At 69.1% G+C, this 15737-nt stretch carries 16 protein-coding genes; 7 read left to right on the top strand and 9 right to left on the bottom strand.

Annotation, left to right across the window (positions count from 1 at the left end):
• A partial coding sequence (locus tag EJK15_RS59745) for an MFS transporter (protein ID WP_138719281.1) occupies positions 1–778 on the bottom strand: 778 nt, incomplete at its 3' end.
• A 75-nt stretch (positions 779–853) separates the two neighbouring features.
• On the opposite strand from EJK15_RS59745, the gene EJK15_RS59740 reads away from it, so the two are divergent.
• The 3 genes from EJK15_RS59740 to EJK15_RS72005 all read left to right on the top strand — a co-directional run bounded on the left by EJK15_RS59740 (position 854) and on the right by EJK15_RS72005 (position 2360).
• Positions 854–1303: a hypothetical protein gene (locus tag EJK15_RS59740; protein ID WP_138719280.1), complete on the top strand. Its 450-nt coding sequence runs from the start codon at positions 854–856 to the stop codon at positions 1301–1303.
• An 89-nt stretch (positions 1304–1392) separates the two neighbouring features.
• Positions 1393–1836: a carboxymuconolactone decarboxylase family protein gene (locus tag EJK15_RS59735; RefSeq protein WP_138719279.1), complete on the top strand. Its 444-nt coding sequence runs from the start codon at positions 1393–1395 to the stop codon at positions 1834–1836.
• Positions 1837–2192: 356 nt separating this feature from the next.
• On the top strand, positions 2193–2360 hold the full coding sequence (locus tag EJK15_RS72005) for a hypothetical protein (RefSeq protein WP_171075221.1): 168 nt from the start codon (positions 2193–2195) through the stop codon (positions 2358–2360).
• Between the two features lie 51 nt (positions 2361–2411).
• Here the strand turns inward: EJK15_RS72005 and EJK15_RS59730 are convergent, their stop codons facing one another.
• The 3 genes from EJK15_RS59730 to EJK15_RS59720 all read right to left on the bottom strand — a co-directional run bounded on the left by EJK15_RS59730 (position 2412) and on the right by EJK15_RS59720 (position 5509).
• Positions 2412–3032, bottom strand: a complete 621-nt coding sequence (locus EJK15_RS59730) for a pyridoxamine 5'-phosphate oxidase family protein (RefSeq protein WP_138719278.1) — start codon at positions 3030–3032, stop codon at positions 2412–2414.
• Positions 3033–3144: 112 nt separating this feature from the next.
• On the bottom strand, positions 3145–4239 hold the full coding sequence (locus EJK15_RS59725) for a PrsW family intramembrane metalloprotease (RefSeq protein ID WP_138719277.1): 1095 nt from the start codon (positions 4237–4239) through the stop codon (positions 3145–3147).
• Between the two features lie 58 nt (positions 4240–4297).
• Positions 4298–5509, bottom strand: a complete 1212-nt coding sequence (locus EJK15_RS59720; protein WP_138719276.1) for an amidohydrolase — start codon at positions 5507–5509, stop codon at positions 4298–4300.
• 37 nt (positions 5510–5546) lie between these two features.
• Here EJK15_RS59720 and EJK15_RS59715 point away from each other — a divergent pair, with 37 nt between their 5' ends.
• Positions 5547–5945 (top strand): ester cyclase, encoded by a 399-nt coding sequence (locus EJK15_RS59715; RefSeq protein ID WP_138719275.1) that lies wholly within the window; start codon positions 5547–5549, stop codon positions 5943–5945.
• 30 nt (positions 5946–5975) lie between these two features.
• Positions 5976–6545 (top strand): TIGR03618 family F420-dependent PPOX class oxidoreductase, encoded by a 570-nt coding sequence (locus EJK15_RS59710; protein WP_171075220.1) that lies wholly within the window; start codon positions 5976–5978, stop codon positions 6543–6545.
• Here EJK15_RS59710 and EJK15_RS59705 read toward each other — a convergent pair.
• Together EJK15_RS59705 and EJK15_RS59700 are read right to left on the bottom strand one after the other, a co-directional pair.
• Positions 6496–7899 (bottom strand): MFS transporter, encoded by a 1404-nt coding sequence (locus EJK15_RS59705; protein WP_206061927.1) that lies wholly within the window; start codon positions 7897–7899, stop codon positions 6496–6498. The two genes, EJK15_RS59710 and EJK15_RS59705, sit on opposite strands and share 50 nt — an antisense overlap.
• A 116-nt stretch (positions 7900–8015) precedes the next feature.
• Positions 8016–8573, bottom strand: coding sequence for a helix-turn-helix domain-containing protein (locus EJK15_RS59700; protein ID WP_138719274.1), 558 nt, complete (start codon positions 8571–8573; stop codon positions 8016–8018).
• A gap of 96 nt (positions 8574–8669) precedes the next feature.
• On the opposite strand from EJK15_RS59700, the gene EJK15_RS59695 reads away from it, so the two are divergent.
• Together EJK15_RS59695 and EJK15_RS59690 are read left to right on the top strand one after the other, a co-directional pair.
• A complete protein-coding gene (locus EJK15_RS59695) occupies positions 8670–9413 on the top strand; it encodes an aspartate/glutamate racemase family protein (protein ID WP_138719273.1) in 744 nt (247 codons plus the stop codon).
• A 122-nt stretch (positions 9414–9535) separates the two neighbouring features.
• Positions 9536–10408 carry a glycerophosphodiester phosphodiesterase gene (locus EJK15_RS59690; RefSeq protein WP_138719272.1) on the top strand — a complete coding sequence of 291 codons (873 nt, stop codon included), beginning with the start codon at positions 9536–9538 and terminating at the stop codon, positions 10406–10408.
• Between the two features lie 159 nt (positions 10409–10567).
• On the opposite strand, the gene EJK15_RS59685 is transcribed toward EJK15_RS59690, so the two are convergent.
• From EJK15_RS59685 to EJK15_RS59675, 3 genes are all read right to left on the bottom strand, one after another.
• A complete protein-coding gene (locus EJK15_RS59685) occupies positions 10568–14449 on the bottom strand; it encodes a vitamin B12-dependent ribonucleotide reductase (RefSeq protein ID WP_138719271.1) in 3882 nt (1293 codons plus the stop codon).
• Positions 14446–14901, bottom strand: coding sequence for a transcriptional regulator NrdR (gene nrdR, locus EJK15_RS59680; protein WP_138719270.1), 456 nt, complete (start codon positions 14899–14901; stop codon positions 14446–14448). The genes EJK15_RS59685 and nrdR overlap by 4 nt, the downstream gene beginning before the upstream one ends.
• 451 nt (positions 14902–15352) lie before the next feature.
• A partial coding sequence (locus EJK15_RS59675; protein ID WP_206061925.1) for a LysM peptidoglycan-binding domain-containing protein occupies positions 15353–15737 on the bottom strand: 385 nt, incomplete at its 5' end.

The following is a 15737-nucleotide window of genomic DNA, read 5'->3' as shown; positions in this document are numbered from 1 at the left end:
GGTACATCGCCCGGAGCGGCACCCGGGGCAGCGCCTGCACGGCGAGCCGCCCGGCGGTGAGCGCCGCCATGTAGACCGAGGGCGCGGCGCTCGACACCAGCGGCGTGGCCCCGCGATGCTCCTCCAGCAGCAGCACCGACCACTGCTCGACCGAGTTCTCGATGATGAGCGCGCAGGCGGCCAGCGCCCCGAGCACGACGGCGAGCCCCCAGAGCCCTCGCCTGTCGGTCTGGGAGGAGGGGCTGGGCGCCTCGCGTCCCATGGGCAGCGCGAGCAGCGACAGCGACGTGGCCACCACGATCACCGCGACCGTCACGAGCACCGTGCCGACGCCCAGCCCGAGTGAACGGGCCAGCCCGGTGGCCGGGGCCGCCGCGATGACCGCGACCGGAAAAGCGGCGTGCACCTGTTGGAAGAGCCTGCGGCCCGTCTCGCGTTCGACCCGCCCGGTGGTCAGGTTCAGCGCGATGTCCAGCGCGCCGCTCGCGGCGCCCACCAGCAGCAGCGCCACTGCCAGCTGCCACAGCGCGCCCGCCAGGCCGACGCAGGCGACGCTGAGCGCGAACGCGATCGTGGTCACCATCAGGGCGGGCCGCTCGCGTCCCCGCGCCAGCCGCCCGGTCAGGGCCATCGCGGGAAGCGCCCCCACGGGTACGGCGCTCAGCGCCAGCCCGAGGTCGCCCGCCGAGACGCCCAGGTCCAGCTTGATGGCGGGCAGCAGGGCCGACCAGGACCCCCAGAACACGGCCCAGGCCGCGCACACCGCAATGAGCGGCATTCAACTCCCCTTGCAATTACGGTCAAGCCACAGTAAAGATCGACAATGTCCTTATCCCCTGCCGAAGGGAAAACCGTGCTCACGCGAACGGTAATCGCAGCCGCCCTGGTCGCCGCCGGAATCGCCACCATCCCCTCCTCCGCGTACGCCGCCACGGCCCGTTACACGCCCGAGCGCATCTGCGGCCCCGGCTTCCACCGCGTCAAGGACGGGCACCGGGCGATGAAGACGCGCGACGGAGCCGTGTTCGGGCACGTATACCTGATGTACAGCAAGCGCAGCGGCAAGAACTGCGTGGCCGCGATCAAGACCGCCTACCTGGGCACCCGTTCGGTCACCGGCGCCTACCTGGAGGTACGGGGCGGCGGCCGGTCGGAGGACGTGCAGAAGTACCGCTACTACGCCGAGACCGGCCACCTCGCCGGGGCCTGGAAGTGCGTGCGGTACGCCGGCTGGACCCGCGACCCCGGCAACCGCGTCGAGGCCTGGGGCGGCCGCGAGTCCTGGGGCAACTGCAAGGGCTGACCCGTGCCTGAAGTTTTTCGTCATAGCTGTCACACCGGGACGGCCTGCCCCGTCCTGACTGTGCAAGCACGAAGACGGAGGAGGCTCACATGACGCAGCGGATGAACGTCGCGAAGAACATCCCCGAGGTGTACCACCACTTCCTGGCCGTGGAGAAGATCCTGCACGACAGCGAGCTGCCGGCCAGCACCATCGACCTGGTCAAGCTGCGCGCCAGCCAGATCAACGGCTGCGGTTACTGCGTGGACATGCACAGCCGTGGCATGAAGAAGGCCGGCCAGAGCGACGAGCGCCTGTGGATGGTGGCGGCCTGGCGCGAGGCCACCGTGTTCACCCCGGCAGAGCGGGCCGCGCTGGCGCTGACCGAGGCGGCGACCAGGCTCCCAGGCCGGGAGACCGTGCCGGACGCCGTATGGGAGGAGGCGAGCGAGCACTACAGCGAGAAGCAGCTCGCGCTGCTCATCGCCGCGATCGCGATGATCAACGCCTGGAACCGCATCGCGGTCACCGCCCAGCTGACGCCCGGCACCTGATCCAAGGAGCCTCCAGGCCATATCCGGGAAGACCCAGGTCGTACAAATGCATTGAGCGAGCCGGACGCCCCGGCTAGGTTGGCGCGCATGGCGGGTGGCAAGCGCCCGCCAAGCCGTCGCCAAACGGCGCGGCGCACAGTCTCTGGAAGCGAGAACGACGCGCTTCGGAAGGGAAAACCAATGAAACGCGTCAGAGTCATGAAGTCGACGGCCAAGCGGCGCTCCGGACCGGTCGCGGAGTTGGACCTGCGTTCACCGGCGGGTCGCAGGCTTCCCTACTGACTTGCTCCTTACAGCAACCTTACGGGGGTATCTGTAGATAACATAGATAACAAGAACATCACGGGGGGCTCACGATGAAGAGGCTTGTGGCGGTGCCGCCACAGATCGCCAGGCACAAGGTCCGCGACATTCGCTCGGCAGACCGCCGCAAGCCGCCCGCCGACCCCAAGGTGGTCGATCTGCGGGCCTACACCGGCAGAAACGTGATCCACTTCCCCGGCGGCCCCACCCCCGCCGCCTGACCCGCCGGTGACCCAGGCCAGACGGTGGCCTGGGTCTTCGCATGCCGGGGATCAGCCGTAGAGCTGCTTGGCGTACGTCTTCTCTGCGTAGTAGGTCTCGAGCTCCTCGAGGCTCTCCTGAACCGTCTGCACGTCCTTGACCAGCCTCGCGTGCGCGGGCAGGTTGTCACCCCAGGTGTCCGGCTTCCACAGCCCGGAGCGCATGAACGCCTTGGCGCAGTGGAAGAAGATCTGCTCGATCTCCACCACGAGCGCGAGATGCGGGCGGTGGCCCTTGACGATCATCTCATCGAAGAACGGGGCCTCGCGGACGAGCCGGGCGCGGCCGTTGACGCGGAGGGTCTCGTTGCGGCCGGGGATCAGGAAGATGAGCCCTACATACGGATTTTTCAGGATGTTGAGGAATCCGTCTGCCCTGCGGTTCCCCGGGCGGTCCGGGATGGCGATGGTCGTGTCGTCGATGACGTGGACGAATCCGGCGGGGTCGCCCTTGGGCGAGACGTCGCAGTTGCCGTGGTCGTCGGAGGTGGCGATCAGGCAGAACGGCGAGGCCGCCAGCCACTGCAGGTCACGTTCGTGCAGGCGTACCCGTTCCTTGGTCGCCGCTCTCGGCATGACCTCGCCGAGCAGCTCGCGCAACTCGGCCTCGGACCCGATCTCCGCCCAGCTCATACGATCTCCCTTCGGGGCTTCCCCCCATTTTGTCAGGAAATCCTGTCCAACATCCGGTAGGTCCGCTGGGCGAGACGATCAAGCGTCCTTGACCCGAACGCTGCCGCGCTGATCACCAGCGGCGGGCGTGCGCCATCGCCCCCAGGTACGCGTCACGCTCCATCGCGAACCTGGCCGGGTCCATGCCCTCCCGCTCGGCCCGCAGGTGCAGCATGGTCAGCTCGGTCGCGGCCTGCTGGTAGTCGCTCATCGCCCGGCCGATCCCGGCTCCCCTGGCCCACTTGCGGGCAGCCTTGCGCGCGGGCAGCGTGCTGAGCATCCGGAGGTCGACGTCGGTGACCAACCCGGTGTGCTGGTAACCGGGCAGGTAGACGCCCATCTTGCCGACGAGCTGGCGGCGTTCGGCGGCGGTCACGACGACGAGCAGGATCAGCGCCGCCATGATCACGACGTAGGCCGCGCCCAGCCAGGTCAGCGACCCCGTGGTGGCGGACCCGTTCCAGAGGGCGTGCAGGAAGACGGCGCCGAGGTAACCGAGCGGGATCGCGGCGAACCTGCCGGCCGTGCGGCGGGTGAGCGCGTAGGCCACGCCGATGCCGATCATGGAGGTGTAGATCGGGTGGCCGAGCGGGTCGATCAGGCCTCGCAGCACGAACAGCTGGATCGCGGCGCCGGCGCCGTCCTCGCCGAACGCGATCAGGTAGTAGCCGACGTTCTCCACGGCGGCGAAGCCCAGGCCGGCCATGGAGGCGTACACGATGCCGTCGGTCAGGCCGTCGATCTCGTGCCTCCTGCGCAGGAGCAGCAGCAGCGCCGAGCCCTTGAGCGCCTCCTCGATCACGGGCGCCAGCAGGACGGTGCCGATGTCCTCGACGACCGCGGAGCCGTACCCGGCCCTGGCGAACAGCTCCTGGCCGAGGAACGTGAACGCCACGGCCAGCACGACCGCCACCCCCGCACCCCACGCGAACGCGAACGCCAGGTGCAGCTTCGGCTCGGGCTCGATCCTGTCGAGCGAGAGCACCGCCGCGAGCAGCACCGGCAGCGGCGCCAGGGCCAGCAGGGCGGACAGCCCGAACCCGGTGGCGCCGCCCGACAGCAGTAAGACGGCCAGCACAAGCAGCGCGAGGATCCCCGAGACGACCAGGCCGATCAGCAGTGCCTTGCTGGGACGGCGGGCGACGGAGCTCGGCAAGGGAGCTGTCATGGTGCCGCCTCTCTTTCCGTAGGTCCGCCCACTATGCGCGCCGCGGATCTACAGCAACTTAACGGCTGCTTGATTCCCGGTAGTACGGATCCGCCACGACGGGCTCACCTTGCGTGTACGAATACACCTCCCGGCCGGAGATGAACACCCTCAGCGCCCGGCTCATGACGTCCAGCGGATCCCCGGACCAGATCACCACGTCCCCGTCGAGGCCCGGCCGCAGCGCGCCCACCCGGTCGTCGATGCCCATGATGCGGGCCGGGTTCAGCGTGATCGACCGCAGTGCCGCGGCCGGGTCCATTCCTTCCTTGACCGCCAGCGTGGCCTGGTGGACGAGGAAGTGGATCGGCACGACGGGATGGTCGGTGGTGATCGCCAGCTCGACCCCGGCCCGCGCCAGGATGCCCGGGTTGCGCAGTGAGCGCTGCCGCAGCTCCACCTTCGACCGGGCGGTGAAGAGCGGCCCGATGATCACCGGAACGTTCCTGGCGGCCAGCGTGTCGGCAAGCAGGTGGCCTTCGGTGCCGTGGTTGATCACCACGCGGTAGCCGAACTCGTCGGCCAGCCGCAGCGCGGTGGCGATGTCGTCGGCCCGGTGCGTGTGCTGGCACCACGGCAGTTCGCCGTCCAGGACGCGGACGAGGATCTCGAGGGTGCCGTCGCGGTCGAACGGCTTGCCCTCGTCCGCCGCGGCGGCCCGCCTGGCCCGGTAGTCCTGGGCCTTCATGAACGCGTCGCGGATCACCGCGGCCACGCCCTGGCGGGTGGACGGCAGCTTCTTCTGATCGCCGTAGACGCGCTTGGGGTTCTCGCCGAGGGCGCTCTTGACGCTCACCGGCTCCCTGATCAGCATCTCGTCCACGGACCTGCCCCAGCACTTGATCGCGACCGTCTGGCCGCCGATCGGATTGCCCGAGCCCGGCTTGATCACGGCCGTGGTGACGCCGCCGGAGAGCGCGTCGGCGAAGCCCACGTCGCCGGGGTTGATCGCGTCGATCGCGCGCAGGCGGGCGCCGTTCGGATCGGTCATCTCGTTGACGTCGTTGCCGGCCCACCCCTCGGCCTCCTCGTAGACGCCCAGATGGCCGTGGGCCTCGACGAAGCCGGGCAGCACCCAGCTGCCCCCGGCGTCCACGACCTGGTACCCCTCGGGCACCCGCACGCCCGCGCCGACCTCGGCGATCTTCCCGTCCGTGATGAGCACAGTGCCGCCGTCGACGGGGTCACCGTCGACGGGCACGACATATCCGCTGGTAATAGCAAGATTCACGACTTGTAACCTACAGCCGAGTGGGTACGGGACCCGGATGATCGCGGATCTGTACGAGAGATGGCTGCTGGAGATGTGGAACGGCGACTTCAAGCTCGCCCACGACCTGGTCACGCCCGATTTCGTCGGCCACTGGCCCGGCATGGACGTGCACGGGCCGGACGGCCTGGCAGAGGCGCTCCAGCAGGGACACGAGCCGTTCGACGACGTCACGGTCACGCTGGACGTGGGCCCGATCGTCAACGGGGACCGGGTCGCGGCCCGGTGGACGTTCGGCGGGGCGTACCGGGGCGGCGTGCCCGGCGCGAGCGCGGCCGAGGGGACCAGGGTGGCCTTCAGCGGGCACGACATCCTGCGGACCGCGGGCGGGAGGTTCGCCGAATACTGGGTCATCTCAGACGTCCAGGCGTTCAATCGGCAACTCGGGATAGGGTGATATTTCCGCAATCCAGACGGGGGATGGCAGGTGGCGCAGGAGTACTGGACGGGCGCGTCCCCAGAGCCGAGGCCGGACCACGGTCCGGGCGCGGCCCCATGGCCGTGGCCGGATCACGGGCCGGAAGCCGGTCCGGGGCCGAGGCCGGGCACGGGCCCGAGGTCGCTGACCGACGAGGAGCTCTCGCGGCTGCTGGGCCGGCAGCGCTTCGGCGCCCTGGCGACGAGCAAGAGCGGCGGCCCGCCGCACGTGTCCACCGTCCTGTACACGTGGGACCCCGGACAGCGCGTGGTGCGGATCTCCACCGTCGCCGACCGGCTCAAGGTACGGCAGCTGCACAAGGACCCGCGCTGCGCGCTCTACGCCACCAGCGACGACTTCTGGTCCTACGCGGTGGCCGAGGGCGAGGCGGAGCTGTCGCCGGTGACCACCGAGCCCGGCGACGAGGTGGGCCTGGAACTGCTCGCCATGCAGGCGGGCCTGGCAGATCCCGCCGATGAGATGGCGTTCCTGCGCCGGCTGGTCACCGACCGGCGGCTGGTGATCAGGATCAGGGTGTCACGGCTCTACGGGACGGCTCTGGACGTGCCCTCCGCATAGCGCGGCGCCTGTTGTAGGCCACCGTCGCGATCACGACGAGGACCAGCCCCAGGTCGATGGCCGCCGACGTGCGCATGGCCGCGACGTGGTGCCCGCCCTGCGCGACGGCGAAGAAGACCGCGCCGATCACGGCCACGCCGCCCGCGCCCGCGAACTGCTGCGCCGTGTTCAGCACGCCGGACCCGATGCCGGCCTGGTGCGGCTCCACCTCGACCAGCGCCGCCCCGATGAGCTGCGGCAGGACCAGCCCGTTGCCCGCGCCGACGAGCATGAGCCCGATCATGATGTACGGCAGCCCCATACCGGTCGCGGCGACCAGCAGGCCGAGCCCGAGCGCCGTGACCATGCCGCCGATCATGACGACGATCAGCCCGTACCTCCTGACCAGCCGCGCCCCGAGCAGCGACGTGATCGAGAACAGCACGCCCATCGGCGCGAACGCCAGCCCCGCCTGGAACGCGGTCAGCCCGATCCCGGCCTGCAGCAGCAGCGTCAGCGTGAACATGAACGAGGCGAAGTACGCCATGAACGCCACGATCGACCCGACGCCCGCCAGGTATGAGTAGACCTTGAGCAGCGCCAGGTCGAGCACCGGCTGCCCGCCGCGCGCCCCGAGCACCCGCTGCCAGCGCGCGGTCAGCGCGAGCACCGGGACGCTCACCGCCATGCAGACCCAGGTCCAGGCGGGCCAGCCCAGGCTGTTGCCGAGGCCGAGTGGCACGAGCACCAGCGCCAGGCCGGTGGCCAGGCCGGCCGCGCCCGGCAGGTCCAGCCTCGACCGGCGGGCCGGCTCGACCTCGGGCAGCAGCCACCAGGCCAGCGGCACGACGATCAGGCCGACGGGCAGGTTGATGAGGAAGACGACCCGCCAGCCGAGGCCGAGCACGTCGGCGGTCAGCAGCAGGCCGCCGAGGACCTGACCGGCGATGGAGCCCAGGCCGGCGGCGGCGCCGTACCAGCCGAGGGCGCGGCCCCGCTCCTCCGGCGGGTACACGGCCGAGATCGCGGCCAGCACCTGCGGCACCATCGCCGCGCCGGCCAGGCCCTGTAGCAGGCGGGCGGCGACGAGCTGGGCCGGGTTCACGGCGATCCCGCACAACATCGACGCGACGGTGAACGCGGCCACGCCCCAGATGAACAGGCGCCGGTAGCCGTATCGGTCGCCGAGCCGGCCCCCGGTGATCATGCCGGCCGCGTACGTGAAGGCGTAGCCACCCACGATCAGCTCGAGGGCGGCGGGGCCCGCGTGCAGGTCGCGTTCGATGGAGGGAGCGGCCACGTTGACGACGAAGACGTCGAACTGGGCCATGAACAAGGCTGACAGGAGGACGACCAACGTACCGGCAGATTTCACGACGTTCAGGCTAGATCTTCAAGAGGTCATGATCACTATCGGCCCCTTGGGCTGAACGGCGGCCGCGGGCTCTCCCCATGGAACGCGGCCGGCAGGCGTTCGCCCGCAGCCCTTGCTCAGGCGTGTTCCATGATGATCACGCCGCTGGTGCCCGGTTCGAGGGCCTCGAAGAGGTGCGGCGCGTCGCCCGGGTAGGCCAGGTAGTCGCCGGGCCCCAGCTCGACCGGCTCCTCCGACGGCCCCGCCAGCGCCCGCCCCACGCCGATCACCAGATGCTCGGTGGTCCCCGGCATGTGAGGCTCGGAGATCTTGGACTCGCCCGGCTCCGCCTCCACCCTGTAGAGGTCGCGCCGTGCCCCCGGCGGGCAGGAGGCCAGCAGCGTCGCCGCGTAGCCGGCCCGGCCGGAGCGCGCGACCGGACCCTCCCCCGCGCGGATCAGCCGCACCTCCGGACGCGGCGGGTCGATCAGGCGGCTGACCGGCACCCCGAGCGTGACACCGAGCGCCCACAGGGTCTCCAGGTTGGGGTTGCCGCTGCCGGACTCCAGCTGCGACAGCGTGGACTTCGCCAGCCCTGCCCGCTTGGCCAGCTCCGTCAGCGACAGCCCGGCCCGGTCGCGCTCGCGGCGGATCGCCGCCGCCAACCGATCGAAAGGGGGCTTCCCATCAGCCACGTTCGCTCCACAAGTCTCTTCGTTCGGTTTGACGAACACCCGTCGTCGCGTTCATCATAGAAGCCGATCGTACCGATATACCGAACAGGAGTCGGCATGTGGAGCCACCTGGGGATCCTCGCCCACAGCACCGAAGGGGCGGCGCTGAGCTTCCTGTCCTTCTGCCAGGAGGGCTTCCGCAGGCTCGGCCGGCACGACCATCCCGACATCACCCTCGACTACATCCCCTTCGGGCGGAGCATGCCCGCATGGGACGCCGGCGATCACGACGCCGTACGGAGAACGCTGGCGGTGAGCGCCGAGCGGCTCGCCCGCGCCGGGGCCGGCTTCTTCATCTGCCCCGACAACACCGCCCACCTGGCGCTCGAGCGTCCCGGTGACGACCTCGCCCTGCCCGGCCTGCACATCGCCGAGGTCTTGGCCGATCAGGCCGCACGCGACGGCCGCACCCGCGTCGGCGTGCTCGGCACCTCCTACACCATGGACGGCCCCATCTACCCGCGCGCCCTCGCCGCCCGGGGGCTGGCCGCCGAGCTGCCGGATCCGGAGGACCGCCGGACGATCCACGAGATCATCTTCACCGAACTGGTGAACGGCGTGATCACCGACAGCTCGCGCCGCGCCTACGTCCGGGTCATCGAACGGCTGGCCGAGCGGGGCTGCGACGCCGTCGCCCTGGCGTGCACGGAGATCCCGATCCTGGTGACACCCGCCGACTCCCCGCTTCCCACGCTCGACTCGACCCGCCTGCTGTCGGCCGCCGCCTTCGACGTTGCGACCGGGGACACGCCGTTCCCGACGTGGCGCGGCGGCCCCGTCGGAGCCGAGGCGTCCGCCTGACACCCATCGCGCAGTGTCGTTTGCTCATCAGCCGGGCACCGCGGGTCTACCCTTCTCTCAACTCCCAGTCATGCGATCTTGTCACTGTCGGTTCGTAGGCCTCTCCCGACCGGAGGAGACCCATGTTCCGACGCCTTGTCCTCATCCTCGCCACCGCACTGTCCACCGTCGCGGCCACCGCCGCCACGGCGCCCGTCACCGCGGCCACCGCCGCCTCGGGCTCGGTCATCGCGACCATCTCCGCCCCGGCGATCACCAACGTCGCCCATCGGGGCGCGTCCGCGTACGCCCCCGAGAACACGATCGCCGCCTTTGAGCTGGCCGGCACGCAGCGGGCCGACATGTTCGAGCTCGACGTCCAGGAGACCAAGGACCACGAGCTCGTCCTGATGCACGACACGACGCTTTCCCGCACCACCGACGTCGAGCGCGTCTTCCCCGGCCTGGCGCCGTGGAAGGTCGGCGACCTCACGCTCGCGCAGATCCGCAAGCTGGACGCCGGCTCGTGGTTCAGGGGCAGGTACGCCGATGAGCGGGTGCCCACGCTCGGCGAGGCGCTGCGCGCGATGAGCGGCTCGGGGATGGGCCTCCTGCTGGAGGTCAAGGCACCGGAGCTCTACCCGGGCATCGAGGGCCGCATCGCCGACGAGCTGCGCCGCCACTCCGGCTGGCTCTCGCCGGGGCGGCTGGCGGTGCAATCGTTCAACTGGGAGTCCATGCGGACGTTCCACCGGCTGATGCCGGACGTGCCGATCGGACTGCTCGGCACGCCGTCCACCGCCGAGCTGCCCGGGCTGGCGAAGTTCGCCGACCAGATCAACCCGCCGCACACCACGCTCACGGCCGCGTACGTACGCCGCGTGCACGGGCTCGGCATGCAGGTCCTGACCTGGACGGTCGACAGCCCGGACGTCATGCGCCGGCTGCTGACCTACCGCGTGGACGGCATCATCACCAACAAGCCCGACGTCCTCCACGACCTGCTCGGCACCTGATCCACACCCTTCACCAGAAGAGGCGCAGGCGATCCAGCCCGCGGCGGCGAGCTGACCGCACCCTGCCACGGGGCCGACGGCGCGACGCACCATCGTCAGACCGCATGTGAACGGGGAGCCGGCGCCACGCCGGCTCCCCGTTCACACTCCTATGTTCGGTCAGCTGCAGCCGCTGGTGGAGCCGCAGCCCTCGCAGACGTAGCAGCTACCGGCGGGACGCATCTTGGTGCCGCAGGTCATGCAGAGCGGGGCGTCGGCCGTGAAGCGCTGGTGGCTTTCCAGCGTCAGCTCCTTGACCTCCGACCCCGGCTTGGCCTCCTTCGGCCTCTCCTCGATCGGCGCAGACTGGGCCAGCGCCTCCCTGTCCACCGTCTCCTGCAGCGCCGCCGGGTCCTCCCCGCGCTGCTGCGCGGCGCGCTCCGCCGCCGAGAAGATGCCCAGGGCCGCTCGCTCGTCGTAGGACAGGTGGTCGAGGGCCAGCCGGCGGAAGATGTAGTCCATCACCGACGTCGCCATCCGGATGTCCGGATCGTCCGTCATCCCCGCAGGCTCGAACCGCATGTTCACGAACTTGCTCATGTACGTCTCCAGCGGCACGCCGTACTGGAGCCCTATGGAGATCGCGACGGAGAACGCGTCCATGACGCCCGCCAGGGTCGAGCCCTGCTTGGACATCTTGAGGAACACCTCGCCGAGCCCGTCGTCGGGGTAGGACGAGGCGGTCATGTAGCCCTTGGCGCCGCCCACGGTGAAGCGGGTGGTCATGCTCGGCCGCTGGTTCGGCATGCGCCGCCGGGTCGGCCGGTTGACCTCGATGACCTTGACCTCGGGCTCCTTCGGCTCCTCCTTCTTGGAGCCGTTGCCGGCCGACAGCGGCTGGCCGACCTTGCAGTTGTCGCGGTAGACGGCCAGGGCCTTGAGCCCGAGCTTCCAGCCCTCCAGGTGGACCTGCTCGATGTCGTCGATCGTGGCCGACTCGGGCAGGTTGACCGTCTTGGAGATGGCGCCGGACAGGAACGGCTGGGTGGCCGCCATCATGCGCACGTGCCCCATCGGCGCGATCGAGCGCTCACCCATCGCGCAGTCGAACACCTCGTAGTGCTCCTTGCGCAGGCCGGGCGCGTCGATGACGTGGCTGTGCTCGGCGATGTACTCGACGATGGCCTCGATCGACTCCTGCTGGTAGCCGAGCTGCTTGAGCGCGCGCGGGATCGTCTGGTTGACGATCTGCATCGAGCCGCCGCCGACGAGCTTCTTGAACTTGACCAGCGCCAGGTCCGGCTCGATGCCTGTCGTGTCGCAGTCCATCATGAGGCCTATGGTGCCAGTCGGGGCCAATAGGCTAGCTTGAGCGTTTCTGTACCCATTTTTCTCGCCGAGCTTGAGGCACTCCGACCACTGACGCGACGCCTCGGCGTGGATCTTCGCGTCCATCGAGCCGATGGTGCGCAGGTCGTCGTTCGCCGCGGCGTGCTTGCGCATGACGCGCTTGTGCGGCTCTGCGTTCCTGGCATAGCCGTCGTACGGGCCGACGACCCCGGCCAGCTCGGCACTGCGACGGTAGGACACGCCGGTCATCAGCGACGTGATCGCCCCGGCCACGGCGCGGCCGCCGTCGGAGTCGTAGGCGTGGCCGGTCGCCATCAGCAGCGCACCCAGGTTGGCGTAGCCGATGCCGAGTTGCCGGTACGCGCGCGTGGTCTCGCCGATCTTCTCGGTCGGGAAGTCGGCGAACGTGATCGAGATGTCCATCGCAGTGATGATCAGCTCGGTCAGCTTGACGAAGTCGGCGACGTTGAAGGAGTTGTCGTCCTTCAGGAACTTCAGCAGGTTGATGCTGGCAAGGTTGCAGGAGGAGTTGTCCAGGTGGACGTACTCGCTGCACGGGTTGCTGGCCGTGATCCGCCCCGTCTCGGGGGTGGTGTGCCAGTCGTTGATCGTGTCGTCGTACTGCAGGCCGGGATCGGCGCACTCCCACGCGGCCTTGGCCATCTTGCGGAACAGGTCCTTGGCGTCGACCGTCTCGATCACCTCGCCGGTGAGGCGGGCACGCAGGCCGAACTTGTCGCCCTTCTCGACCGCGCGCATGAACTCGTCGGAGACGCGCACCGAGTTGTTGGCGTTCTGGTACTGGACGGAGACGATGTCCTTGCCGCCCAGGTCCATGTCGAAACCGGCGTCACGCAGCGCGCGGATCTTGTCCTCCTCGCGCGCCTTGGTCTCGATGAACTCCTCGATGTCGGGGTGGTCGACGTCGAGCACGACCATCTTGGCCGCCCGGCGGGTCGCGCCGCCCGACTTGATCGTCCCTGCCGAGGCGTCCGCGCCGCGCATGAAGGAGACGGGCCCGCTGGCCGTGCCGCCACTCGACAGCAGTTCCTTCGACGAGCGGATCCGGGACAGGTTCACGCCCGAGCCGGATCCACCCTTGAAGATCACGCCCTCTTCCTTGTACCACTCCAGGATCGACTCCATCTGGTCGTCCACGGAGAGGATGAAGCAGTTGTGCACTCGGAGATTTCCGGAGAGGTATTCGCCGCTCTCGGTCTGGATGTCGTAGACCTCCATCTCGCCAAGCGACTCGATACGGTCGATCTCCAGCCGCTTGGTGGCTCGCGTCGGCCGACCCGGCTTGGCGAAGCTACGCTCTAGCTTGTCCGCCTTGACCGGGTCGATGAAACCGATCTCGTCGGCGAATGCCCGCCGGTCTCCTGCGGACTGGATCCGCAGCGTCCAGCAGCCCTTGCGGTCTTCCCGCTCATCCTTCTTGAATCCCACGCGTGCGTAGATGCCGAACCGCAGGAGCAGGCGCTGCATGCCGCGAATCAGCTTCTCCGAGATCATGTCGACCTCGACGACGGTCGACGTCTCCCGCTCGCCTACAAAGCCCTCGGCCTGGAAGACGCTGCGGAGATAGGCGGCGACCACGGGGAGGGGCGCAGTGAACAGCCTGGCCGGGACGTCCATCTCGGTGCCGCGTGCCCGCAGGTCCCACTTGTCCACGAAGTTTTTGAGAACGGTGCCATACAGGCGGGTGCGACGGCAGTCCAGCGTGGCGTCCTGCGTCTCCACCCGGCGCTCTTTGCGGTGCACGTCGGGGAAGACGCTGTCCAGCGCCCTGGTCACCCAGGCCAGCTCGGCCGGGGTCACCGTCATCGCCTCGATCGTGAGCGACTTGTTCGTGCCGTTGTACTGTCCGACGAAGCCGTCCGACTGCAGCCACCCGGCGAGAGCGGCCTCCGACAGCTCGGCGAAGTCGATCTCGCCTTCGCCGAACGCGTCCCGCCGGTGCCACTCGAGCTGTTCGCCGGGCTTCAGTGTGCCCGCCTCCACGAATGACCCGGTGCCATCGCCGGTCGCCTTCCACACGAGGTGGTCACCGGTGACGTCGAGCGTGTAACCCGCTTTGGTGTGGATACGCAGGACGTCCTTCACGCCGTTGGCCTTGGTGGCGAGGATGCTCGTGAGACCGTGGGCGTCGTAGACTTTCGCGCCCACCGCGTCGCCCTCGACCAGCTTTCCGATGGGAACGAGCCCCGCCGGAGTGCTCACCAAGGCGTCATAGGGCTGGCAAGCACTCACTTGCTGCGGCGACTGGGTGCCCACGTTGAACCAGACCGGCGAGTTGAACGCGAACACCTGGTGCGCCAGCGCGTGCTTCAGCTCGTGGTCGAAGATCTCGGCGTCCTCGTCACTGGCGAAGTAGCCGTGCTCCATGCCGGTCTTGGTGTAGACGCCGACGACCCGGTCGATCAGCTGCTTCAGGCTCCACTCGCGCTGCGGCGTGCCCACGGCGCCGCGGAAGTATTTAGTCGTCACGATGTTGGCCGCATTCACCGACCAGAACTCGGGGAACTCGACGCCCCGCTGCTCGAAGTTGACCGAGCCGTCGCGCCAGTTCGTCATGACGACATCGCGGCGTTCCCACTGAATCTCGTCATACGGGTGCACGCCGGGCTTGGTGAAGATCCGCTTCATCTTCAGCCCCTTGCGCGGACGCTTGCCTCCGCGCGCGACTGAACCGCTGGCCGTCTCCGTCATGACTCCCCCTTCTCCGCCTTCAACTGTGAGATCTCGGCCTCGAAGTCTGCCAGGCTCTCGAAACCGCGATATACCGATGCGAATCGCAGGTAGGCCACCTCGTCGAGCTCCCGCAGCGGGCCGAGGATGGCCAGGCCCACCTCGTTGGAGGGAAGCTCGGCCGCGCCCTTGGCCCTGATGGCCTCTTCCACCCGCTGCCCGAGCTGCGCCAGCGAATCCTCGCTGACCGGCCTGCCCTGGCACGCCCGCCGTACGCCCGCGACGACCTTGTCCCGCGAGAACGGCTCCGTCACGCCGCTGCGCTTACTCACCATGAGCAGTACGGTCTCCTGCGTGGTGAACCTGCGCCCGCACTCGGGACAGGTGCGGCGGCGCCTGATGGCCCCACCGTCATCCGTCGAGCGGCTGTCGATGACCCTGGTGTCAGGGTGGCGACAGAACGGACAGTGCACGCGTTCGCCTCCTCGGCCTGCGGCCACCACACGGGCGAAACCCCTCATCATGGGACGCTCGCGCACGCTCCACGGCTCTCCATGGAACGGTCGCAGAAACACAAGGTGTGGTGAACTACATCGGTGTAACTACTAGATGTTGTGGTCCAACCGTAGAAGCGCGCGACCATGAACGCAAGTTGACCGGGCCCATCCGGCTGAAGTCGCTGATCAGCCCGCAGTCCTCAGAAACCTCCGGCGTGTCGGCCTCCGCGATGGGAGACCGGGGCCAGGTCGGCACCCTGATGGCGTCACATGACTTACGCTTGGTCACGTCCGTGAACAAACCTCACAACGATACCGAACGACACACTCTGCTCCGCCGTTCGCCAAGATCCCGGGGACGTGTCTCGCCGGCCAACGGAGCCAAGCCCCCGCACCAGCCCCCAGTGCCGTCACGTCCCCCGAAAGATCACCGCACCACGGCGGCGATGTCACGCGGAACGTAGAGACGGACCCCCGGATGGATGATCGAGTCGGGCAGGCCGTTCAGGCGCTTGATCTCCTCCACCACCGCCCCGGGATCCTCGCCCCCGGAAAGCACGTCGGCGATCGCCCACAGCGTGTCCCCCTGGTGAACCTCCACCCAGGGCAGCCCGGCGTGGCTGGGCACCACGACCTTCACCGACGCATGGCCGACGGCGCGCGTCCCGAGCCAGAACCCGCCCAGCGACAGCAACGCCACAGCCACCACCAGCACGACCCGCCCCCGGCGAGTCAGCCGCAGCGGGGGCGAGGACCGACGCTCAAGCCGTGACGCCGCCCGCCGATCCCTCCACCCCATGGCACGACGCCCC

Source organism: Nonomuraea basaltis, from assembly GCF_005893125.1.
Taxonomy (GTDB): domain Bacteria; phylum Actinomycetota; class Actinomycetes; order Streptosporangiales; family Streptosporangiaceae; genus Nonomuraea; species Nonomuraea basaltis.
Note: the sequence above shows the minus strand (reverse complement) of the source record. Positions and strands in the feature narration are given on the sequence as shown.